At 51.1% G+C, this 22,673-nt stretch carries 16 protein-coding genes; 7 read left to right on the top strand and 9 right to left on the bottom strand.

The features are described from left to right. Nucleotides 1-152 precede the first annotated feature (152 nt). The 5 genes from ACLBLI_RS14345 (at nt 153) to prsR (ending at nt 7,596) form a co-directional block, all read left to right on the top strand. The gene (locus ACLBLI_RS14345) at nt 153-653 is read left to right on the top strand and encodes a hypothetical protein (protein WP_414828274.1); all 501 of its coding nucleotides are present in this window, start codon (nt 153-155) and stop codon (nt 651-653) included. A 318-nt stretch (nt 654-971) separates the two neighbouring features. Further along, the gene (locus ACLBLI_RS14340) at nt 972-2,780 is read left to right on the top strand and encodes a choice-of-anchor I family protein (protein ID WP_414828273.1); all 1,809 of its coding nucleotides are present in this window, start codon (nt 972-974) and stop codon (nt 2,778-2,780) included. A gap of 203 nt (nt 2,781-2,983) precedes the next feature. Then, complete coding sequence (locus ACLBLI_RS14335; protein WP_414828272.1) at nt 2,984-4,108, top strand: beta-ketoacyl-ACP synthase III; 1,125 nt, start codon at nt 2,984-2,986, stop codon at nt 4,106-4,108. A gap of 52 nt (nt 4,109-4,160) precedes the next feature. After that, the gene (gene prsK / locus ACLBLI_RS14330) at nt 4,161-6,188 is read left to right on the top strand and encodes an XrtA/PEP-CTERM system histidine kinase PrsK (RefSeq protein ID WP_414828271.1); all 2,028 of its coding nucleotides are present in this window, start codon (nt 4,161-4,163) and stop codon (nt 6,186-6,188) included. Between the two features lie 46 nt (nt 6,189-6,234). Further along, on the top strand, nt 6,235-7,596 hold the full coding sequence (gene prsR / locus ACLBLI_RS14325) for a PEP-CTERM-box response regulator transcription factor (protein WP_414828270.1): 1,362 nt from the start codon (nt 6,235-6,237) through the stop codon (nt 7,594-7,596). 150 nt (nt 7,597-7,746) lie between these two features. Here the strand turns inward: prsR and ACLBLI_RS14320 are convergent, their stop codons facing one another. Then, the gene (locus ACLBLI_RS14320; protein ID WP_414828269.1) at nt 7,747-9,876 is read right to left on the bottom strand and encodes a diguanylate cyclase; all 2,130 of its coding nucleotides are present in this window, start codon (nt 9,874-9,876) and stop codon (nt 7,747-7,749) included. Between the two features lie 564 nt (nt 9,877-10,440). Between ACLBLI_RS14320 and ACLBLI_RS14315 the strand changes: the two genes are divergently transcribed. After that, complete coding sequence (locus ACLBLI_RS14315; protein ID WP_414828268.1) at nt 10,441-11,181, top strand: glutathione peroxidase; 741 nt, start codon at nt 10,441-10,443, stop codon at nt 11,179-11,181. 475 nt (nt 11,182-11,656) lie between these two features. Further along, a complete protein-coding gene (locus ACLBLI_RS14310; protein ID WP_414828267.1) occupies nt 11,657-12,682 on the top strand; it encodes an alpha/beta hydrolase in 1,026 nt (341 codons plus the stop codon). Nucleotides 12,683-12,739: 57 nt separating this feature from the next. On the opposite strand, the gene ACLBLI_RS14305 is transcribed toward ACLBLI_RS14310, so the two are convergent. The 8 genes from ACLBLI_RS14305 to ACLBLI_RS14270 form a co-directional block, all read right to left on the bottom strand. Beyond that, a complete protein-coding gene (locus ACLBLI_RS14305; protein WP_414828266.1) occupies nt 12,740-13,480 on the bottom strand; it encodes a PepSY domain-containing protein in 741 nt (246 codons plus the stop codon). Continuing rightward, on the bottom strand, nt 13,477-14,184 hold the full coding sequence (locus tag ACLBLI_RS14300) for a PepSY domain-containing protein (RefSeq protein WP_414828265.1): 708 nt from the start codon (nt 14,182-14,184) through the stop codon (nt 13,477-13,479). Before ACLBLI_RS14300 ends, ACLBLI_RS14305 begins: the two co-directional genes overlap by 4 nt. Further along, nucleotides 14,181-17,315 (bottom strand): efflux RND transporter permease subunit, encoded by a 3,135-nt coding sequence (locus ACLBLI_RS14295; protein ID WP_414828264.1) that lies wholly within the window; start codon nt 17,313-17,315, stop codon nt 14,181-14,183. The genes ACLBLI_RS14300 and ACLBLI_RS14295 overlap by 4 nt, the downstream gene beginning before the upstream one ends. Next, nucleotides 17,312-19,066, bottom strand: a complete 1,755-nt coding sequence (locus tag ACLBLI_RS14290) for an efflux RND transporter periplasmic adaptor subunit (protein WP_414828263.1) — start codon at nt 19,064-19,066, stop codon at nt 17,312-17,314. The genes ACLBLI_RS14295 and ACLBLI_RS14290 overlap by 4 nt, the downstream gene beginning before the upstream one ends. Then, nucleotides 19,063-20,379, bottom strand: a complete 1,317-nt coding sequence (locus ACLBLI_RS14285; protein ID WP_414828262.1) for a TolC family protein — start codon at nt 20,377-20,379, stop codon at nt 19,063-19,065. The genes ACLBLI_RS14290 and ACLBLI_RS14285 overlap by 4 nt, the downstream gene beginning before the upstream one ends. Then, nucleotides 20,379-20,858, bottom strand: a complete 480-nt coding sequence (locus tag ACLBLI_RS14280; RefSeq protein WP_414828261.1) for a DUF411 domain-containing protein — start codon at nt 20,856-20,858, stop codon at nt 20,379-20,381. The genes ACLBLI_RS14285 and ACLBLI_RS14280 overlap by 1 nt, the downstream gene beginning before the upstream one ends. A 79-nt stretch (nt 20,859-20,937) precedes the next feature. After that, nucleotides 20,938-21,309: a hypothetical protein gene (locus tag ACLBLI_RS14275; protein ID WP_414828260.1), complete on the bottom strand. Its 372-nt coding sequence runs from the start codon at nt 21,307-21,309 to the stop codon at nt 20,938-20,940. A gap of 105 nt (nt 21,310-21,414) precedes the next feature. After that, complete coding sequence (locus tag ACLBLI_RS14270) at nt 21,415-22,617, bottom strand: dipeptidase (protein WP_414828259.1); 1,203 nt, start codon at nt 22,615-22,617, stop codon at nt 21,415-21,417. Between the last annotated feature and the right edge of the window lie 56 nt (nt 22,618-22,673).

Here is a 22,673-nt window from a genome sequence, read left to right as displayed (position 1 = left end):
GGTATCTTGTTAGCTACTCATTTTGCATGAGAGGCTAACGCACATTGCCAGGAGACAACCTATTCAGTGATTTGCTCTTTTGCGCAGTTAAGCCTGCATTCAGTTTTGTCCGCGCAAAGTGACCACAGAGAGTAGGGAAGAAGGAAAGAAAATTGAAAACGGTACTAAAAAAATCCTTATGGAGCGCAGCTTCAGCGGTAATATTGCTGACAGGACTGAGCGGGTGTGCCAACAAGGATGCGCTACCTGAACATGCGAAAAACCAGTTTGTCACGGAGTTTTACGCTTATGTGGGGTATGTCAAAGACGTTGAGTTTAAATCCTATGTAGGAGAAGCAACGCTGGGTGGTGCTGCGATCGGCGCTCTGGAAGCGGCAGACGGCAACAGTAACGACATGTTTGTTGCCGCATTGATTGGCGGCGCTATTGCCGGTATTTTCACTGCCGCTGTCGAAGGTAACAGAACCGGTTATGAGTATTCACTGAATGCGATTGACGGTGACAGAGTACTGGCAATTGTCGAACACAGTGATGCGGTTGCCGGGGACTGCGTATTGGTCAGGGTGGCCGGCGATGTTTTCATCACACCCGTAGCGCACGCTGAGTGCGAAGATCCCTATCTGTATGATTATGTGCCAGAAGCTTCACAATGAGCCGTGGTGGGTCACTGTAGAAACAAACGCACAGAAATCGCAGTACATTCTGACCATTGTCGTTCCATCTGTAGTATGAGCAGACGATTTGGATAGCCCGGCTTTCCTGGGTTTCTGCGTTTGTCGATAAGCTATTGCGTAGTATGAGAAATCGGACAAGTTTTGGCCTTTGCTAATTTAATATTTGTGTCATAAACTGGCTCTACATTAATTCAGCGTGATCCTCGAATCACGTGTTCTCGCTGACTATACCGCTGTCAATATTCGTTGCTGTGGTTAAGTAATGATAGAAAAACGAAAATTGAAAAAGGAAAGCAAATGGCCACCCACAACAAGTTTAAATATGGATTTCTCGCCCTACTAATTTCAGCAGCACTCACCGGATGTGGCCTTGATGGTGACGATGGCGCGGCAGGCGAGCAAGGACCTGCCGGCCCGCAGGGCGAACAGGGAGAACCTGGTGAGGATGGTTCTGATGGCACGGATGGTCAGGACGCATCACTGGGTGTGTCGATGGATATCGTTGCGCGTAGCTTTCTGGGAGCGCAAGGTGCGGCTGAAATTGTTCAGTTTCACGCTGGCACGCAAACCATTTATGCGACCAATGGCGCTAACAACACCATCGCAGTGATTGCCGCAACGACAATACCTACAGAAGCGATGGCCGACCCTATCAACACCACTAACCTGACCGCAACCAGCATTTCATTGCCTGCTAACGTCGACGGCACAGCGCTTGGCGGTTTAACGAGTATAGCAGTTAGTGGCGACTTGATGGCGGTGGCAGTACCTGCCGCAACCAAAACTGACAACGGTTTTGTGTTGTTCTACAACGGATTGGATGCAGGTGCGCCTGCGTACGTGGATGCTGTAGAAGTTGGCGCTCTCCCGGACATGGTGACTTTTACACCTGATGGCGGCAAAGTTTTAGTTGCCAACGAAGGTGAGCCCAGTAATGACTATACTGTCGATCCGGTAGGCTCCATCGCGGTTATTGATATTCTGGCCAGTGGCGAGCCGGCCGAATCTGCGCAAATCGTTGGTTTCGCAGCCTATAACGGAATGGAAGCAGAACTGATGGCGCAAGGCATGATGTTCCCGAATCCGGCAGGAAGAACGATTAACGGCGTCACGATTACTTCAACAGTGGCGCAGGATCTGGAGCCGGAATATATCACCACATCCAACGACATAGCTTACATCACACTGCAGGAAAATAACGGTGTAGCGGTGCTTGATCTTGAGGACCTGACAGTGGAAGTGATTGGTCTGGGTGTGAAAGACTGGTCAGATTACAGCATTGACGTTCAGGAAGATGGCATGGTTGGCTTCGGTCAGTATGAAGGCCTTTACGGCGTTTATCAGCCAGACACCATTTCACATTATTCATGGAAAGGCGCAACGTTCCTGATCACGGCTAACGAAGGGGATGCCCGCGAGTATATCTTCTCATCTGCCGATGAAGCGACTTGTCTGGCTGTGGGTGGTGTAGAATTCGATGACGGTGATTGTCTGGCATACACCGACGAAGTGAGACTAGAAGATTTGACCGCAGAAGCTGGTTCAATGCTGGAAGACCTGCAGATGAACGGCGAAGCGAATGCCCTGCGCGTGACCACCGGTATGGGTGATGCCGATGGCGATGGTGAATACGATGCCGCATACACCTACGGCGCACGCTCTTTCACCATTTGGGATCAAAACGGTCTGGTTGTATTTGATTCTGGTGACGATCTTGAGCGTATTACCGCGTCTGTGCACGGTGCGCAGTTTAACAATGGTGATGATGAAAACGAAGGTGACTCACGCTCAGAGAATAAAGGTCCGGAGCCTGAGGCAGTAACCGTGGGTATGATTGGTGACCGTACGTACGCGTTTGTAGGAACAGAGCGCATGGGCGGTATCTTTGTGTACGATATCACTAACCCTTATGACGTGCAGTTCGCTGACTACGTGATTAATCGCAATTTGACAGAAGGTCTGACCGCTGGCGATGTTATCGGAGATCTGGCACCGGAAAGTCTGGTGTTTGTGAGTGCTGAAGACAGCCCGTCAGATATGCCGCTATTATTGGTTGGTAACGAGGTAAGTGGTACTGTCTCGGTTTGGCAAATCACTGTTAACTAACTTTTTACGTGTAAAATATATAAACGGCGCCTTCGGCGCCGTTTTTGTTTTCATGACTTTTCTTGCGCAAAAGGCTAAGCTAAGGGCACATCAACAGTCCGCTCTGGTCGCTGAGCGGAACTGCTAAGAGGGAGTTGCCTAACAGGCTCCCCAGATTGCGTAAACGCAGTCAATCTACCCATTAAAATGAAAAGAGTAATCAAATGTCGCAGCAGATTGTGATAAGCGGAGTAGGGATATGGACTCCGGAATACAGCATTACCAATGAGGAACTGGTAGACAGTTATAACGCCTGGGTTGACGCTTATAATGACGACAACAAACAGGCCATAGAGAACGGTGAGGTTGAAGCCAAGCCCTATTCCAGCGCGGAGTTCATTGAGAAAGCGTCGGGAATTAAGCAGCGCTACATTTATGAGAAAGCGGGCGCACTGGACATTACCCGTATGCGTCCGCTGTTAGATGACCGGCCTGACGATGTATTATCGCACCAGGCTGAGATCGCTCTTGCAGCCGCGAGAAAAGCGTTGGTTGCGGCGAACAAAGACGCTAACGAAGTCGATGCTGTTATCGTGTCCTGCGCTTACACGCAGCGAGCCTATCCGGCTATCGCGATAGAGGTGCAGGAGGCACTTGGTATAGAGGGCTTTGCCTTTGATATGCTGGTAGCCTGTTCCGCAGCCACGTTTGGTATGCATCGCGCCTACGAAATGTTGTGTGCTGGAAATGCAAAGTGCGTACTGGTGATTAATCCCGAACTGGTATCACCACAAATCAATTATACCGACCGAGACAGTCATTTTATCTTTGGTGATGTGGCCACCGCGACGGTGCTGGAGCATGCGGAAACGGCAAGTGCTGAGCACGTTTATGATGTACTGAGCACCAAAGCGGTAACTAAATATTCCAGCAATATCCGGTCTAATTTTGGCTATATGACACGAGCACAGGATGTTGACCCCTATGGTCCGGACAAACTGTTTCATCAGGCTGGAAGACGGGTGTTTAAAGATGTATGTCCGATGGCCGCTGACCATATTGAAGAACACATTGCACGGCACAATCTGACTGCATCTGATATCCGCCGCTGGTGGCTGCACCAGGCAAACATCAATATGAATACCCTTATCTGCAAAAAACTGCTGGGACGGGACGCCACGGCAGATGAAGCGCCGATTGTGCTGGATGAATACGCGAATACGGCCTCTGCTGGCTCGGTAATTGCGTTTGGCCTCCATCATGAGGACCTGGTCAAAGGGGACGTTGGGGTATTGTGCTCGTTCGGAGCGGGTTACTCCATAGGTAGTCTGGTTATTCAGAAACGCTGATAACAATCAACTTTCACACTGTTTGAGTGTAGTGTGGTAGTAAAGGGAATCTATGATCGCGGATATAGGATACGGATTAAACAGCCTGGCTTATCTGGCGTTGCTGTTGTTGCTGTTTACTGTGCGCAAGTCAGGCCTGGCTAAATATCTGCTGGTTCTCGCGACAATGACCACAATGGGGTGGTCTCTGAGTATGGTGTCTTCGGTTTTCGGGCCGTTGACACTCACCGGGCTACTGACAGCAGACGCGATTAAGCAACTGGTGTGGCTGCTGTTCCTGGCAAGTTGTCTGCAGGATAACTTTGATGATATCTGGCAGGTACTTAAACGCCCGGCAACTTTGTTTATCCTGCTGCCTCCCGTGGTCACTATTTTGCTTCCAATTCTGGTACCACTGGCGCCGGCGTGGCGCTTTTTGCTGCAAACGGTGTTGGCACTGGAAGTGCTTATTCTGCTCGAAGTCATGTACCGTCAGGCAGGAAGCAATCAGTGGGCCTACAAGCCGCTGGTGCTGTACTTGGGTGCCACCCACCTGTTTGAGTTTGTGACCTATGCCAACGCTACCATGGTCAGCCAGATAGAGGTAGGCTATATCGCCGCCCGGGGATATATTTACCTGTTACTCATGCCGCTGCTAATTGTCGCTATCCGCCGAATCAAGCACTGGGGCGTGGATATCTTTATTTCCCGCGACGTGGTGCTGCATAGTTCATTATTGTTAGTTGCGGGCGCTTATCTGTTTGTGATGGCGTTGATTGGTTATGTTATCAACTACATGGGTGGAAACTGGGGAGCAACCGTACAGATTATTCTTATCGCTCTGTCACTGGTCCTGTTGATCACCCTGTTCTTATCTAACGCCTTTCGCACACGGATGAAGGTGTTTATCACCAAGCACTTTTTTGCAAACCAATATGATTACCGGGTGGAGTGGGTCAAGCTCACTCAGGCACTGTCTTCCACCTCGAACGATTCGGTGACGGTTTATCAGAATGCACTTAAGGGTATTCTTGGAGCGATAAATTATGACGAGGGCCGCCTGATAAAAGTGATTAACGGCGAGTTCGATGAGATAGCCAATATCAATGCGCAGCCACTTAGCGACAAAGAGAGACAGGTGCTGACGTCTCTGACTAAGTACTGTGCGAAAACCAATTGGCTGATTGATATTGATGAGTATCAGATCACTCCGTTTAACTATGAAAATCTGGTGTTGGATCGCGGCGCTATCCGCGATTGCCAGTTTCAGATTGTTCTTCCTTTTTTCAGGGACGATGCTGTCTGGGGCTTTGCCTTACTTGATGCCGGTGAGAAAGAAGCAATCTCGCTTAACTGGGAAGTGCGTGATTACCTGACTGCGGTAACCGATCAGGTTGCTACATTTGTGTATCACCATGAGGCCGCCAGAGCGGTAGCTGAAAATGCGCAGTTTGCTGCGTTTAACCGTATGTCTGCGTTTGTATTGCATGATTTGAAAAACGTACTTGCCCAAATTGACCTGATACTGGCGAATGCAGAGCAGCATAAAGATAATCCTGAGTTTATTGAAGATACCTTTGAAACGCTGCATCATACCAAAGCGCGGATGGATAAAATGTTGCGTCAGCTGACCGAGAAGAAAGTAGAAGAAGCGGGCAGAGACGAAGCGCAGATGCTCTCTGGTCTCATCCAAAACGTGATTGATACCCGGTGTCAGAGTTATCGACCGACACCCGTCTTGCAATGTGTTGAAGAGTCAGCGGTAGTGGTTGACCCGGATAAACTGGCTAACGTGATGTATCATCTGATCAGTAACGCGCAACAGGCCACCGACGACACAGGAAAGGTGGAAATTTTGCTGCATATGGACCATGCCAGTCATCGTCAGCTGGTGATGATAGAAGACACGGGTTGCGGGATGGACAAAGCGTTCATAGAAAACCGGTTATTTACCCCTTTTGATACCACTAAGGGGAATGCCGGCATGGGTATTGGCGCGTACGACGCAAAAAATTACATGGAGTCAATCGGCGGTAAATTATCAGTACAGAGCGAGCCAGGAAAGGGAAGCTGCTTTACCCTGGCATTCCCTTTGGACTAGTTCGCAGGTTGGATAACAATAAGTACATAGCATTGGAACTAGGCGTATGACAGACACCATTCTTGTCGTTGACGACGATTTGGGGATTCAGAAACAATTAAAGTGGAGCCTGACCGATTACGACGTTGTATTCGCAGATGATCGCACATCGGCTATTGCACAGTTGCGACGGCATGAACCCAAGGTAGTCACACTTGATTTGGGGTTGCCCCCGGATCCTGCTAATGCGTCTGAAGGGTTAAAGGCGCTGGAAGAAATTATCGCACTGGCACCACGCACGAAAGTGATTGTGGTAACGGGTAACAATGATAAAGAGAATGCGCTTAAGGCAATTGATCTTGGTGCGTATGATTTTTATCAGAAACCTATCGACTCTGACACCATTAAACTGCTCATCAATCGCGCGCTCAATCTGGCGAAACTGGAACAGGAAAACCGTGTGCTGGCTAAGGCACGTCCTGGTATGGGGCGGATTATCGGTAACAGCGACGCTATCCAGGCGGTGGTGCGAAAAGCAGAAAAAATCGCAGGCACAGATATCAGCACCCTGCTGTTAGGAGAGAGTGGTACCGGTAAAGAAGTATTTGCCCGCAGCATTCACGAACACAGTCCACGTAAAGACAAACCGTTTGTCGCCATTAACTGTGCATCTATTCCTGAAAACCTGCTGGAAAGTGAGCTGTTCGGCTACGAAAAAGGTGCCTTTACCGGGGCGAATAAAACCACTTTAGGAAAAATTGAAACCGCACAGGGTGGCACACTGTTTTTAGATGAAATTGGTGATATGCCCATTGGGCTGCAGGCCAAAATGTTGCGATTCCTGCAGGAACGCGTGATCGAACGGGTCGGGGGACGCAGTGAAATCCCGGTCGATATCCGGGTAATATGTGCCACGCACCGCGATTTGCAAAATATGGTCGCTGAAGAATCTTTCCGTGAAGATTTGTATTACCGGATTGGTGAAATCCCTATTCATATCCCGCCGTTGCGAGACCGCGATCAGGATATCATTTTGCTGGCCCGAACCTTCCTGAACATGTACCGGGAAGAATTTAATGCCAAAGCCAAAACGTTCTCTGAAGGCGCAATACAGGCAATGTTGGCGCATAGATGGCCGGGAAATATCCGGGAGATGCAGAACAAGCTGAAATCTGCCGTGATCATGGCGGAGGGAACGGTAGTGCAAGCTGATGATCTTGGTCTTATGCCAGTCAGTGGCGAGACCGAAACAGAAACACTCAACCTGCGTGAAGTGCGTGAAATGGCTGAGAGCAGGGCGATCCGAAGAGCTTATCAGACAGCAGACAAAAACATGTCGAAAACCGCTGAGCTGCTTGGTGTAACCCGTCCTACGCTATACTCACTGATTGATAAATATCAGATGGAAGATATCAAAACGGGTGTGTAACACCCGTTGCGCTTTTCCCGGCATGCAGGTTAACTGCCAGCCATGACATGGTAGCCCTGAAACTTGCTGTTGAAAACACACGAGTGTCGAGCGGGCTTAACCACTACCTGCCACCAGAGGCTGATAACCCCGTATTTGGCCTTGTTAACGCTATTCGTCCGGCCAGACTATGCTGGCTACGTTGTTCAGTGACGTAGCCAGTTGCGTCTCTGTTAACCCAAACTTTTTCTCCAGCGGTGATGGCGATGATTTCTCGTCGGTTGACTCTGATGCTTCCAGAATGCCCACCCAGCTATCTCTGCCAGAGAGCTTTGCCGCATAAAGGCAGTAATCCATCATTGCGAATGTTCGCTGCCAGTCGTGCTCGTAAGGACGTGAGGTATCCAGAGGAAGTGAGCAAAATCCGATGCTGCACGTTGCCTGAACACGATGTCCTTCGCCCAAATCAAACCGCTGCTGACGCACCGCCATGCGAAAACGTTCAGCCAGCCCGGCCATATCCTGTCGATTGGCGTGACGACATATCACGAGAAACTCTTCTCCGCCCCAGCGAATAAGTAAATCTGTTTGCCTGAACACGTCGTGGATAACGCGGGTAAATTGAACAAGAAAGCGGTCGCCAGCCAGATGTCCGTATTCATCATTGATTTGCTTAAAGTAGTCAATGTCCAACAGAAAACACAGCAAATCACTGTTTTCAGGAGGGGATTCAGAATGATTCGCGTAAGCATGCTGACATCGCTGGATTTCACCTGGTAGCTGAGTTTCCAGATAATGTCGGTTGTAAAGGCCTGTAAGAGGATCGCGCAGACTGACTTGTTCCAGGGTACGGTACGCCTCTTCCAGCTGGTGATTTTTCTGCTCAAGTTCTTTGGTGCGACTTCTCACTTCACGCTTAAGTGTAATGGTTAGCTGGCGCTGACTAAAGCGACTCCACAGCAGAAAAATCAGCAGTAAAAAGACAACCAGACTGCCCAGGAATAAGGTGGTTCTCAGGTTTTTCTGCTCTGCTTTGGCTAATTCGATCGCTTTATTCTTGCGCAGGAGTTCGATGGACTGGGCTTGCCTCTCTACTTCAAGTTCGCTCTGAATTTGCGCCATGGTCATGGCACTGTTGCGATCGACTATCATTTCTTCAAGGCGATTCTTTCTGGTTAGAGCGTCAAAGGCTTTCTCATAGTCGCCGGTCGCGGTATACAGTGACACTTTGACATCCAGCAACTCTACCTGCGTTTTCAGCTCATCGCGCTTTTCCGCTTCTTTGAGACCATTGTCTGCGTGAATCAGGGCAATATCCAGATCGTTTAACTTGAGAAAAGCTTGTGCCAGTGCCAGTCGAATATGGGTAGCGAGTTGATCAAAGCCATTTTTTGTCGCCCGCAGTAGTGCGTCGTTCAAGTGGTGCAAGCCTTCACCCGAATTACCCAATGCCAGCTCTACTTCACCGAGTGTGGACAGCGCCCAGTCATGGTCGCGTGGCGCCCCCAGCGAATCAAACAGTTCAATTGCACGGTTGAGGTGAGTACGGGCACTCTCGTAACGTTGCATATTGAGGTAAAGCTCGCCAAGCGTGCTATGACCTTTCGCAATGCGTTGACTCTGCGCCAGCTGCTCACTGATTGCCAGTGCATCTTTGAGATATGCTTCAGCGTCACCATATTTCCCCATATCTGCATAGATATCCCCGATATGCGTCAGGCTCTCGCTGACAGAGGCCAGCGCATTTTCCGCGCGCAGTGTTCCAAGCGCCAGTTGCAACGACTCCAGCGCCGGCTCGAATTGGCCCAATGATTTTAGTACGACTCCAATTTTCAGATGCTGCTCGGCCACACCTGAACGGTCGCCAAGCGACTGGTAAATAGACTGCGCACGGTACAGATAATCCAGCGCGTCCGCGTACCTTGCCTGATAGCGAAAATTCTCCCCAAGATCGGCAAGCAATACGGCAATTTGTGGAAGCATTTCCTGACGGGTAAAAATTTCCAATGCGCTGTTGTATGCGCGCTCGGCCAGATCGTACCGGTTTTGCAATGATGAGATGTGGCCAAGTTCGTGAAACGCGGCTGCGATATCAACAGGTTTATTGTCTCCCCTGGCTTTTTCCAGCAGTAATAGCGCGGCGGCTTCAGCCTGAGGCAACTTTCCCTCGTCCTGCAGTGAAGCGATGCTGACAAGCTGCTCTCGGGTTGAGTCTGAGCTTACTTCCCTGATGATCTCCGGCCGTGCGAAGCAGCATGTGCTGAGAAGAAGTAGGGTGCTTCCGAGAAGGCGTACGAGCATAGTGGTTCCGTGTTTGTCGTATCGTTTAGTATCGCAAGCCATTGTCAAGCCGGCATGTTGCTCGCCTCACGGCAGCGCTTGCTTATCGCAATGCCTGGAGGGTCAGAAGTCTTGGTTGACTGCCAGTATATGCAGCCACGTTTACATCTGCTGCAAAAAAGCAAGACGCTATTATGCATCGCCAACGTGGCGGGTAACATTGGCTCATGCCTTCAACGTTACTGACAGTGTGTTAACAGTGAACATTTCACTGTCATGCCTCAGGGTATCATTGTCCACAATAATCGCGTAAAAAAAAGCCACAAATACGATGGAAAAGTATGAGGGTTGAAACCCAGGTATGCCCGGTTGGTTCACTACAGTCGGCAAGCCGCTGTCAGGGGCCAACAGTAAGCAGATACATACCCGTAGTATTTTCAGGCTATCCGCTCTCAGGTTTTGTAAAGGGCAGAAGACTGGATGAAAATCTTTCACTAAAAAAACAGTGCTGGAGAGAAAACACTGCTTTTCCTGTTTATAGTCGCTATGCTAAGGAAGTCAATTAACTGGAGAAAGGGTACAACGATGAGCGACCAACGATTTCCAAATCAGGAAGGTAAACGGGTTCCGGATGTGACCTTCGCGATACGCGAAGGCGACAACTGGGTAAGTAAGAAAACCAGCGACTTGTTTGATGGTAAGACGGTAGTTGTGTTTTCGTTGCCGGGCGCATTTACGCCAACCTGTTCTTCCACCCACCTTCCGCGTTATAACGAACTGGCAAAAGTGTTCAAGAAACACGGCGTTGATGACATCGTATGTGTCTCAGTGAACGATACCTTTGTCATGAATGCCTGGGGACTGAACCAGGAAGCGGCGAATATTACCCTGTTGCCAGACGGTAATGGTCTGTTTACCGAAGGAATGGGCATGCTGGTTGATAAATCAGACTTGGGCTTCGGCAAGCGCAGTTGGCGCTATTCCATGCTGGTGAAAGATGGTGTGGTTGAAAAAATGTTTATTGAGCCGGATCTTCCAGGCGACCCGTTTGAGGTGTCTGATGCTGATACTATGCTTAACTATATCGCGCCGGAAGCAGAAGCGCAGGAGTCTGTGTCGGTGATTACCAAACCGGGATGTCCGCATTGTGCTCGCGCAAAATCCCTGTTGGCTGAAAAAGGTATCGACTTCGAAGAAATCGTACTGGGACGGGATGCCACGCTTACCTCTCTGACCGCCATCAGCGGTCGCACCACAGTGCCTCAGGTTTTCATGGGGGGAAAACATATCGGCGGTGCCGATGATCTTGAAAATTATTTCGCCTGATATCCGGTAATCCAGGTTGCTGCACGTTAGCAGCAACCTGCTAATACTGTGATCTTGTCTAACGGCATCGACTTATCAGTGTTCTGAAAGCCTTACTCGTCTAAAGCGTGTGCCTGCGTTATCAAAGGTGAAGCGACGTATAGCCGGATGCCAGTATCTTGCCAGCGAGCAAGCTGGTGCAGGCTGCTGGGGCAACCAACCATAACTGCGTGTTCCGCAAACCGGCCTTCCAGTGTCACCCTATATGAACTGATTCGTCTTTTCGTTCATCCTGCTTTGCTGTTATACCGCGTTGCCAGGTGCAGATGTGCGCGACGCGACTCTTCTCATCAATCATAAGGATGTGTTCGTTGGGGCGGTGCGTTGCGTACACCCTGAGCCCGCTGACATTTGCTCATGTCATGCTACACTGGCGCTCTGACAACCAGTAAGCGCAGCAGTTGCCTTACTATTATTACCGCAATAAGGAGTTGATGTGCGGACCTCACGTATTCTCTTAGCAGTTGCCGGGCTGCTCGCATTTCCTGTGTTTGCAGCGCCGGATGCTGCAATGGATAAGTTTGCTGAACTGTATCAGGCTGAGTTAGGCACTGTGCAACCATGTCGGGAACCCAAGCTGAATCAGTTTAAAGTGTGCTCGCCGCTGCTACGCAACGAGGGCAATGCCCCGTTCATGCTTTACGATGATGCACCGTCAGAAAAGGTGGCAGTGCTGGTGCATGGCTTAAGCGATTCGCCATTTTTCATGCGCGAAATCGCGCGCATCGTTCATGAGCAAGGCTATACCGTACTGGTCCCCTTACTGCCGGGGCATGGCTTACGCGACGCTGATGAGGATATGGAAGACTGGGATCTTGCTGAGCGTTGGCAGTCTCATATTGATGACGTAATGGCTATTGCTCACTCCATGGGAAAAACCGTGATTGCCGGGGGCTTTTCTACCGGTGGCGCACTGGTTGTGCAACAGGCACTCGACGACACTGAGAGTCTGGATGCGGTGATGCTGTTCTCGGGCGCGTTGGCGCTGACCGATAATGCCGAGAGCATGTCGCGCATCTGGGGGATAAAGCTGTTAGCCAGAGTGATAGATGGCAGTTACATCACCTACGGCCCCAACCCGTATAAATATCCTTCCGTTGCGGGTTTTGCCGGTCTTGAGTTAATGGACATCATTGATGATATTCGTGCGCAGCTTGAGGCGGGAAAAACATTGAATGTGCCTTTGTTTGCGGCGCACTCTCAGGCTGACAATACCACTCCAATTCATGGCGTAGAAAACCTGATGAAGCACGCCAATGGCGACAATACTTTCTTTGTTATTGATGAAAGTTACCAGCTTTGTCATGCAGATTTGGTGGTAAATTCGCCACTGTTGATGGAAATGCGCTTTAACCGTACGCTGGTGAATGAAACCGAAGAGTGTGCTGTTCCCAAAGCGAATCCGTTATTCAGGCAAATGCAGATGATGCTGGAAAGCTTTTTGCAAACCAGCATCCGGTAACAACGGCAAAATCAAAGTCCGCGCACGTTGTCTGTGCGCGGCCACACTCAAGGCCTCTTAGCTACCAGCTGATGCCAATCTGGACTTTCGACGGTAATAACGACTAACCTTGTTTTTTTGTATCAAATACAGCCACCAAATCCCCGTTAGCGTCAACAATAACGCCATTGCCCCAAACAGTTGCGAAAACAGATTATTAAAACTGCCTTCATTCGCATAATCCATAAAGTGCAGTGTGAACATCAGGTTTCTTAAGCGGCGCGGATCATCGACGTGAGCAATCACTTGCGCTGTGTCAGCACGCAAATAAACGGTGGTTGCAATATCATCGTCCATTTCCACAGCCCAGACGGGGTTTTCGTATCCAGGGAGCTCGCTAATCGGGCCTTTCAGTAACCTGACTGACTGAATGGTTCCAGGGCCTGAATAAGACCTCATTGCCTGCTCTCGAATCAAAGCGTCATCCAGCTGCACCTGCGTGCCGTTAACAGCGTTAAATACCACGGTGCTTCTTGGCTGAGAAGCGTGTGCTGAAGTGTGTTTTTCAACCAGATAGAAAGGCGTATTTTGCAGGTAAAAGAGCCGCACTGTTTTAGCGTCTTTCACCGGCAGCGACGTAATGTCTGCAAGCGGAGCTTTGTGTTTTTGGTGTCCGGTCTCGATAGCTTTGCGATAGGTATTACCCGCAGCTTTGCTGTGATCTGCAAGCGCAAAATACAACCCCGTTCCCAGCCAGATAACAAGCTGAACGGCGACGACAACTGACAGCCATTTGTGCCAACGGCGAAAATTCATCATCCTTTTATCCATTTTTTTACCGGACGTTTAACGTGAAATAGTGTGAGGTGTGCGCCCACGAAGGCTGCGAATAATCCCGAGAAGGCGAAAATAAGCAGAAAAATATTGCCAACGTCGGCACCGTCATCCCAGTCCATAATGTGCAATCGCCACATCCAGTCGAAGGCGCGCCAGAAGTGGTGCCTTATGGTGACTACCTCGCCGGTTGCGGCACTCACATACAGTGTCGGCGACGTCCAGCCTTCAAATGTCACCTGCCAGTATGGCAGATGGCGAGGACTGACTTCTTCAGGACCATTTGAGGTAAACAGTAACGCGTCTTCGACGGGCACTTTCACCTTCATAGACGCCTGTGCAACGGCCTCGGCTTGCGATTGCGAAAGTAAAGGTATGGCCTCCCCACTAGTGGCATTCACCATTGCCCTGGTGTTGTCTTCAGTATGTCTGAAACGGTAAACGGGGAGGCCAGCGTGCATACTCAGCGACACATCACTGGCTTCAGGGTATTCAGATAGCAACGCATTGACAGAGATCTTCACCTGTTGCCAGTCGATATCGGGTTTTTGCTGTGTTACCAGCGTTTCGCCATGGATAAAATGGATGTCGGTGATCACCATGTACAGGCCGCTGGCCGTCCATAATAAAAACTGCAGACCAGTGAAAAGCATTATCCGGCGGTGCCAGCGTCGTGAAAAAGCAATCATGAATTTGCCTCCCCTGACAAACTGCGCACTTTTACGAGATAATACGCGGCAGGAAGTACCAGCAATGTCAGCACCACAGCACTGGCCATGCCACCTACCATTGGCGTGGCAATTCTGCTCATGACTTCAGCCCCGGTACCGTCTGCGAACAGAATAGGTAGCAAACCAATAATGATCGTGGCTGATGTCATCATAACAGGGCGAACGCGTAATCCGGCTCCCTCCAACACGGCATGTCGAAGCTGCTTTGCTGTAGGCGCTGTCCCGCTTTCCTTTGCTTGTGCAAGCAGCGCTTCATAGGATTGATTCAGGTAAACCAGCATAATCACGCCGATTTCTACCGCTACCCCGGCCAGCGCAATAAAGCCGACACCTACCGCGACCGAGAAATTGTAAGAGAGGGCGACCATCAGCCAGATACCGCCAAGCATTGCCAGTGGCAGCGAACTCATAATCAACAGCACCTCAGTAACCCGGCGGAAGTTCAGATACAGCAATACCACAATAATCGCCAGTGTCAGCGGTATCACATAAGTCAGCTTCGCCTTGGCGCGTTCCATGTATTCGTATTGCCCTGACCAGGTAAGCGAATAGCCGGGCGGTAAGTCTATTTTTTCCGCAACGCGGGCACGGGCCTGCTCTACATAGCTGCCAACATCCACGTTATCAATATCGACAAACACCCAGCCGTTCACCCGCGCGTTCTCGCTCTTAATGCCCGGCGGGCCGTCTTCGATATAGACATTGGCTACGTCGCCAAGCGCGATGCGGGCGCCCTGAGGCGTAACGATAGGCAGGCGGCGTAACGATTCAGGTGAGTCACGATATTCCTGAGGATAGCGCAGGTTGACTGGGTAGCGCTCCAGCCCCTCCACAGTTTGTGTGACATTCATTCCTCCGATAGCGGTGGCAACGACCTGTTGAATATCTGCCACATTCAGCCCATAGCGGGCCGCTTTGCTTCGCTGAATATCAACACGCAGATAGCGGCCACCGGCAACGCGTTCGGAGTACACAGAGGCTGTGCCTGCTACCTCGCCAATCACGGTTTCCAGTTCCTTACCGATTTGCTGAATAACGGCCAGCTCAGGACCGGCTACCTTAATACCCACAGGCGTTTTAATGCCGGTGGCAAGCATGTCGATACGGGTTTTAATCGGCATTACCCAGGCGTTGGTCAGTCCGGGAAATTTTACCAGCGCATCCAGTTCGGCCTTAAGTTTGTCAGTGGTCATGCCTTCACGCCATTCCTCGCGTGGCTTGAGCTGAATAAAGGTTTCGATCATGGTCAGTGGGGCGGGATCCGTTGCGGTTTCTGCGCGGCCCACTTTACCAAATACGGTCTTCACCTCCGGTACCGTGCTAATGAGTTTATCGGTCTGTTGCAATAACTCGCGGGCTTTACCTATCGACAGTCCCGGATAAGTGGTGGGCATATACATCAAATCGCCCTCGTCCAGAGGGGGCATAAACTCACTGCCGATTTTTGTGATGGGGGTAAAGCCGACAACGGTCACAATGACTGCCAGCAACAGTGTGACTTTGGGCCAGTTCAACACCACCTTGAGAACCGGGAAGTAGATCGCTTTTAGCAGTCGGTTTACCGGGTTTTTCTCTTCAGCAACGATTTTTCCTCGAATAAAGTAGCCCATCAATACGGGCACCAGTGTGATTGCCAAAGCTGCCGCTGCCGCCATGGCGTAGGTTTTGGTAAAGGCCAACGGCAGAAACATACGGCCTTCCTGCGCTTCAAGCGTAAATACCGGCAGAAACGATACGGTGATAATTAACAATGAGAAAAACAACGCCGGGCCGACTTCACTGGCAGAACGGATCACGATTTCCCAGCGGTTTTCTTTCGTCAGCGGCGTTTTTTCTATGTGCTTGTGCATGTTTTCAATCATGACAATCGCACCGTCGACCATGGCGCCGATTGCAATCGCAATGCCACCCAACGACATGATGTTGGCATTAATGCCCTGCAGATGCATGATGATAAAGGCGGTTAAGATACCAATGGGTAAACATAAGATGGCTACCAGCGAAGAGCGCACGTGGAATAAAAATGCGATACATACCAGCGCAACCACAATGAATTCTTCCAGCAGTTTCTGCCAGAGGTTGTCTACCGCATTTCCGATCAAGCCAGAACGGTCATACACCGTCACAACTTCGACGCCTTCCGGCAGGCTTGCCTTCAGTTCCTCAAGACGGGCTTTGACACCATCAATGGTTTTTTGGGCGTTCTCACCAAAGCGCATGACCACAATGCCGCCTACGGTTTCGCCTTCACCGTTTAATTCAGCTATGCCCCGGCGCATTTGTGGCCCCAGTGAGACCTCGGCAATATCGCCGATGGTCAGCGGGGTGCCTTGCGCATTCATGCCCAGCGGAATTTGGCGAATGTCGTCTTTGCTTTTTATATAGCCGGAAGCGGTCACCATATATTCGGCTTCCGCCATTTCTATCACCGAGGCGCCGGTTTCCTGATTGCCACGGCGAAGCGCAGTTTGCACCTGCGTTAGTGGGATAGCGTAAGCGCGCAGTTTATCCGGCGACACCTGCACCTGATACTGTTTTACCATGCCGCCTACGGGCGCGACTTCAGAGACGCCTTCCACCGACTGTAATTCGTATTTTAGGAACCAGTCCTGAATGCTGCGAAGTTCACTGATATCGTGCTGGCCGGTGCGATCAACCAGGGCATACAAATAAACCCAGCCCACACCGGTGGCATCCGGGCCAAGTTGCGGTTTTGCCGTCTCAGGAAGCATAGGCGCGACCTGGCTTAAATATTCCAGTACCCGGCTACGCGCCCAATACAGGTCAGTATCTTCATCGAAAATCACATACACAAAAGAGTCGCCAAAGAAGCTGAACCCGCGTACGGTCTTTGCGCCCGGCACTGAAAGCATCGCGGTAGTCAGCGGGTAGGTGACCTGATCCTGCACTACCTGAGGCGCTTGTCCCGGATAGCTGGTTTTTACAATTACCTGCACGTCAGACAGGTCGGGAATAGCATCCACCGGCGTTTCTTTGAGTGAGTAGATCCCCCCACCAACGAGGATCAAGGTAGCAAGTACCACAAAAAAGCGGTTGTGCACCGACCAGCGAATGATCGCGGCAATCATGGCTGTCCTCCCTGATGTGCACTGTGCGTGTCGTGACTTGCCTCATCGCCGCCGTTAGCTGAATGATGCATTATTTCTGTGATCACAAAGTCCTCGCCCACTTCGAAAGTAAAGCGAACTCTGTCACCTGCCGCAAAAGCCGTCATATCGATATGATCGGCGACGGTAAAGTCCATCGTGGCGGCCGGCCGGTTCCACTTCTCAATCGCATCGCGATGGATCGTCATCACACGCTGGCTGCTGGCAATGGCTTCAATCTCGCCATTAACCGTGGCGCGCGAGGCCGTGTTATCGTCTTTAGTGGTCATAATGTGGATACCGGTAATACGGTAGTTACCGTCTGCAGACTGGGTCATTTCCATATGCAGTGACACCGCATTGGACAGAGCTTCAATATCAACATTGTCATCCACAGTAAAATCCATTGTCATGGCGGGCCAGTCCCACTCGGGGACAGGGGCGTGACTGATGGTGGCCATGCGATGCGCCACCATGACGCTTTGCACTTCACCCTCAACCCATACCAATTCCGGCTGGCTGCTGTCTGACATGCGCAGGAAGTCCGACGTTTTGCTGGACTCCGAATCAATGAGGAACTGCGCAGAGACTACCACAACGTCATCCTTCATCAGGCCGTCGAGGATCTGAATCTGCTCGCCATTGGCGCGGCCGGTGGTGACTTCTACGGATTTAAATTTGCCATCACCTTTCGCCAGTACGACCCGTTCCTGGCTGCCTGTGCTTATTACGGCCGAACGCGGGACCAGCAACGTACTTTCACCCGGTTGGGCGTGAATTGTCAGTTGGGCAAACATATTGGGTTTTAGCGCATCGTTGTCATTGTCGAAAGCCAGTCTCACGCGCAATGTCCGGGTAGTTGGATTCAGTGACGGATAAACGTAGTCCACCTGACCTTCCCAGGTTTTGCCGGGCAGATAGTCAAGGGTCATCGTCACGGCCTGACCGGCCTCGATAAGTGCGGTATCACTTTCAAATACCTCGGCCTCAACCCATACAGAGTCCAGTTTACCAATGCTCATAACCGTGGTGCCCGGTTTTACATAAAAGCCTTCACGTACCTGCAGCGCATCGACCACGCCAGATTGAGGGGCATAAAACGTTACAGTTTGTTCAACGGTGCGGGTTTGGGTGAGCGTATCGATGAATTGCGAAGAGAGCTGGAGTGCGGCTAATCGTTCTTTTGCTGCCCGGATTAAGGTGCTGTCGGCACGCTTTAGTGCAATCAGGTACTCTTCCTGTGCATTCACCAATTGCGGAGAGTACAGGGTATAGAGGGGGGCATTTTTCTCCACGGGATCGCCCTGTGCTTTTACATACAAAGTATCAATCCAGCCTTCCACGCGCGGATGGATATGCACCAGGTTGTCTTCGTTGTACTGCACATAGCCGACAGTGTTAATCCGTGAATCCAACACACCTGAGGTGACGGCCGCCGTTTTTACACCCAGGTTGTTGACCACTGTGGGTGAGATAGACACTGTGCCCGGGCTGTCTTCGCCGCTGCTGTCATCGGCATAGACCGGTACCAGATCCATACCCATTGGCGACTTACCGGGCCCATCGCGTCGATAACTGTCGTCCATGGGCGCAACCCAATATAGTGGTTTCTTCTCTCCATCGTCTTGTGCACTGTCTGCGGTGCTGTTCGCACTCTCATAATAAGAGACCGACACGCCCCCTATGACGACCCCGACCACTGCTGTGGCGATAATAGTCAGCGACGTTTTCATGGGTTTACTCCTTGCGCAGTGGTGCCTGCGATGTGTTGTTCTGTGGCGGCGTAGTAGGACAGGCGGGCGTACTCCCGGTAAATATCTCCCTCAATAGCCAGTGCAGCGAGGTGGGCGTTTAACTGCGCAATACGGGCCCGCACGACCTCGGCAAAATCACCATCGTCGTTGGTATAGGCGGTAAGGGCGGCGTCGGCCTGTTCAGCGGTTTGAGAGAGTAACTTGTTCTGGTACAACTGCTTGCGCTGTGTCAGTCGCGTAAGCGTGTTGTTGGCAGTACGCACCGCCGCAAGCATGTCGCGCAGTGCCAGCCGCTGTTCGGTAACCACAGATTGTGCCTCTGCTACCGATGCGCTTACTTCACTGTCCTGTCTCACGCTGCTGAAAAGCGGTAATTCTACACTGACGCCAATGCTGAAAAAGTCGGCCCGGTCCATCCCTTGCGGGCTGTCATCCCGCAGCGCATAGCTGGCATTCACGCCCCACATTGGTTTATGAGCCTGTCTGGCCAGTGTGACACCTTTATCGGCAACGGCCTGGCGCACCGCAATCTGACGCAGCCTCGGATGCTGACGTAACGCCGTGATGCGGGCTTCCTCTGTCATTGCCAATAGTCTGGCCGCGCGAGGGAACAGCGCTTGTGTTGATTCCGGTTCCAAAAATGTGGTCTGTGCCGAAATAGCTATCCATTCAGAAAGCTTTGCCAGCGCAGCGTCGCGCTGTTGCCGGGCAACAGTCTGGCGGTCTGCCAGTTGCACCAGCTCCAGTTGGGCGCGGATCACATCCTGTTGCCGGGTTTTGCCCAGCGCCGAGCGATAGCCAGCTTCGGCTACGTCTACCATTTGCTCAAACAGCGAGGTGTCTTTTTCAATCAGTGCCAGCGTTTCTGTCGCTTGCCAGGCATCGAACCACAGTACCGCCACCGTGCTTTTGACCTGTGCGCGGCGCACCTCGCGCATTAGCGGGTAGGCGGTTGCCTGCAATTGTAATTGCGATTGTCGTATAGCCAGTGTGTCGCCGCGAGGAAAAGACTGACTGATGCCGGCTTTAAGCTGCGTCATATTCTCTTGTGCAAACGAAAAACTGTCGGTGGGCAAATTGACCACGCCCAAAGACAGCATCGGGTCAGGCAAGGCCGTTGCCCCCTCACTGCGGGCCTCGACAGCCTGCTGCTGTAACTGATTACCCTCGTGCCAGGGATCCGATGCCACAGCCCTGGTAATAGCGTCATCCAGCGGCAGTGGCTCGTTAGCCTGTAGCGGATGACTTATCACTAACAGGGCAGTGAGTTGAATGAGTCTGCGGCGTATCATCAGAACTGCTCCTCATAGCTGGCAATGTGGGCGAATACGCTGGCACTGCCATCTTCATTTAAGAGCATGATGTTATAGGGCGTAAAGCGGTCACCCATCTCCATACCCGGACTTCCCGCTGGCATGCCGGGTACGGATAAGCCAAGTGCGCCTGCAGGGGGAGAGGCCAGAAACGTTTTGATATAGCGTGCAGGGACGTGACCTTCAAACACGAAGCCGTCCTTAGAAAATGCCGTATGGCAGGAGCGGTAGGCGGGTGCGATACCGGCATCTCTTTTGAGCACGTCAAGGTATGGCAGATCCTGACTGGCGACTGCAATCTCGGATTGCTTTAAGTGCGAAATCCATTTTTTACAGCAGCCACAGGTGGCTGTCTTAAAAACATCAAGGTGCACGGCAGTGTTTACCTGCGCGGAAGAGGCAAACGATACAGACGTAAAAAGTGTGGCAGCAAGGCCAAGGATGCATAACAGTTTCATTGAAAATTCCCGACTCATTCAAACACGAACCCGCCTTAACAGGCAGGTGTACACAGATTTTGGGCGCAATTACCCTGTATCAGGCGAGAATGGGTGGCCGGAAAAGGCTGGAATAGACGGCGACCGGGTTGCGGACCTGCGCTATAAAGCGAGGGGCATCTCTCATCAGCTGAGTGATGGTCGTGTGCTGGGAAAGCAGGCTGGGCGTACTGTGACACAGATCCTGCGGACACTGACACTCGGTATCACAACAATCCATACCGCCATTATCATTGTTTGACGGCATGGCGTGATGGGCGTCAGCCATGGTATCGGAGGTCACAGACGCGGCCATTCCGTGCTGTTCACAATGCTCACTACCTGACGCGGTTGCCTGTTGGGCAAGCATCATTGTCATGATGAGCATAATAATCAGTAAACGGAAAATAGCGACTTCCTCCAAAACGTTCATTGTTGATTATATCGGCTTTGATGACGTAGGCAAGTATCACTGCGATGCCCATGCGGGCGCAGCCGTGACCCCTGCCTACGGTAAAGCGATAGCTTCAGCGCGTAATCAGGCTTGTTTAGCCGCGAATGCCTCTACTTGTGACCATACCCGCAGGAAGTTCTCGCTAAGGATTTTCTTGATGTCTTTTTCGCTGTAGCCACGGTCTAAGAGCCCCTGTACAAGATTCGGGAAATCAGAGACGTCTTTAAGTCCTTCCGGCAGCGAGTCACCAACACCGTCGTAGTCAGAACCTATTCCAACATGGTCGATACCAATCAGCTGAACAACATGGTCAATGTGGTCTAACACTTCGCTAAGAGTAGAGTACGGGTAGGGGTTTTCCTTACGATATTCGGCTTCGAAATTTACCAGGTTCGGGCTGTTTTCGCCTTCAGCCTGAACAATATCGTTGCGCGCCTGTGCCATACCGGCGCGCCAGCGACGGGCCTCTTTGGTGACAAAGCCAGAGCCGAAGTTAATCATAATAACGCCGCCGTTCTCTCCCAGTCTCTGGATCATGTCATCGTTCATATTTCGCTCAAAACCCGGCGTAAATTTGCGCAGCGAAGAGTGTGAAGCGATAACCGGGGTTTGCGTTAGCTCAATCACCTGATAAAACGCCGCATCAGAGACGTGAGAGATATCGATTAGCATGCCAATATTGTTCATGGCGGTAACCAGTTCTTTGCCAAAGGGGCTTAATCCATTCCACTGGCGGCGAAGATCATAGGAAGAATCACTGATGTGATTTGACTGTGAGTGGGCCAGGGTGATGTAGCGAATGCCGCGATCGTAAAATGCCTGCAGGTTTGCCATATCGCCCTGGATAGGCGAGCCATTTTCCATGCCCATTGGCAGCGAAATTAGCCCGGCTTTGAACTGACTTTTGACATCGTCGACGCTTTTGGCAATGGCAAATTTATCAGGTGCACGGGAAACAATGGCCTCAACCGAATCGATAAGAATATGCGCCAGTTGCGTGGATTCTGGTGAGTTATCCAGGCTGGCAGGCACATAAATAGACATAAAGGGCGCATTGAGCCCGCCTTCGACCGCGCGCGGATAGTCAAAGTCGCCGCCATCGGTGGCTTTGGTTACATCTACCCACTTTTCATTTACGCGATAGGGCACGTCAATGTGACCATCTACGATAATGGTCTCTTTTGCCAGTTTTCTGGCTTTGTCAGAAACCGTGATATCGCTGGCTTGCGCAGTGAATGCCAGACTACTGATGATTGCCGCCGCTACGGTGTTGCCTGTATATTTCATATTACTGTGTTCTTCCTCAATGTCTTTTACTGTCACTCCAGCTTGGTTTTATTTGA

Origin of the sequence: Alteromonas sp. H39, assembly GCF_047556435.1 — a bacterium.
Classification (GTDB): domain Bacteria; phylum Pseudomonadota; class Gammaproteobacteria; order Enterobacterales; family Alteromonadaceae; genus Alteromonas.
Note: the sequence above shows the minus strand (reverse complement) of the source record. Positions and strands in the feature narration are given on the sequence as shown.

Coding starts and splice junctions, on each gene's coding strand:
- ACLBLI_RS14340 (WP_414828273.1), top strand. CDS start 972: ATGGCCACCCACAACAAGTTTAAATATGGATTTCTCGCCCTACTAATT.
- ACLBLI_RS14335 (WP_414828272.1), top strand. CDS start 2,984: ATGTCGCAGCAGATTGTGATAAGCGGAGTAGGGATATGGACTCCGGAA.
- prsK (WP_414828271.1), top strand. CDS start 4,161: ATGATCGCGGATATAGGATACGGATTAAACAGCCTGGCTTATCTGGCG.
- prsR (WP_414828270.1), top strand. CDS start 6,235: ATGACAGACACCATTCTTGTCGTTGACGACGATTTGGGGATTCAGAAA.
- ACLBLI_RS14320 (WP_414828269.1), bottom strand. CDS start 9,876: ATGCTCGTACGCCTTCTCGGAAGCACCCTACTTCTTCTCAGCACATGC.
- ACLBLI_RS14315 (WP_414828268.1), top strand. CDS start 10,441: ATGAGCGACCAACGATTTCCAAATCAGGAAGGTAAACGGGTTCCGGAT.
- ACLBLI_RS14305 (WP_414828266.1), bottom strand. CDS start 13,480: ATGATGAATTTTCGCCGTTGGCACAAATGGCTGTCAGTTGTCGTCGCC.
- ACLBLI_RS14300 (WP_414828265.1), bottom strand. CDS start 14,184: ATGATTGCTTTTTCACGACGCTGGCACCGCCGGATAATGCTTTTCACT.
- ACLBLI_RS14295 (WP_414828264.1), bottom strand. CDS start 17,315: ATGATTGCCGCGATCATTCGCTGGTCGGTGCACAACCGCTTTTTTGTG.
- ACLBLI_RS14290 (WP_414828263.1), bottom strand. CDS start 19,066: ATGAAAACGTCGCTGACTATTATCGCCACAGCAGTGGTCGGGGTCGTC.
- ACLBLI_RS14285 (WP_414828262.1), bottom strand. CDS start 20,379: ATGATACGCCGCAGACTCATTCAACTCACTGCCCTGTTAGTGATAAGT.
- ACLBLI_RS14280 (WP_414828261.1), bottom strand. CDS start 20,858: ATGAAACTGTTATGCATCCTTGGCCTTGCTGCCACACTTTTTACGTCT.
- ACLBLI_RS14275 (WP_414828260.1), bottom strand. CDS start 21,309: ATGAACGTTTTGGAGGAAGTCGCTATTTTCCGTTTACTGATTATTATG.
- ACLBLI_RS14270 (WP_414828259.1), bottom strand. CDS start 22,617: ATGAAATATACAGGCAACACCGTAGCGGCGGCAATCATCAGTAGTCTG.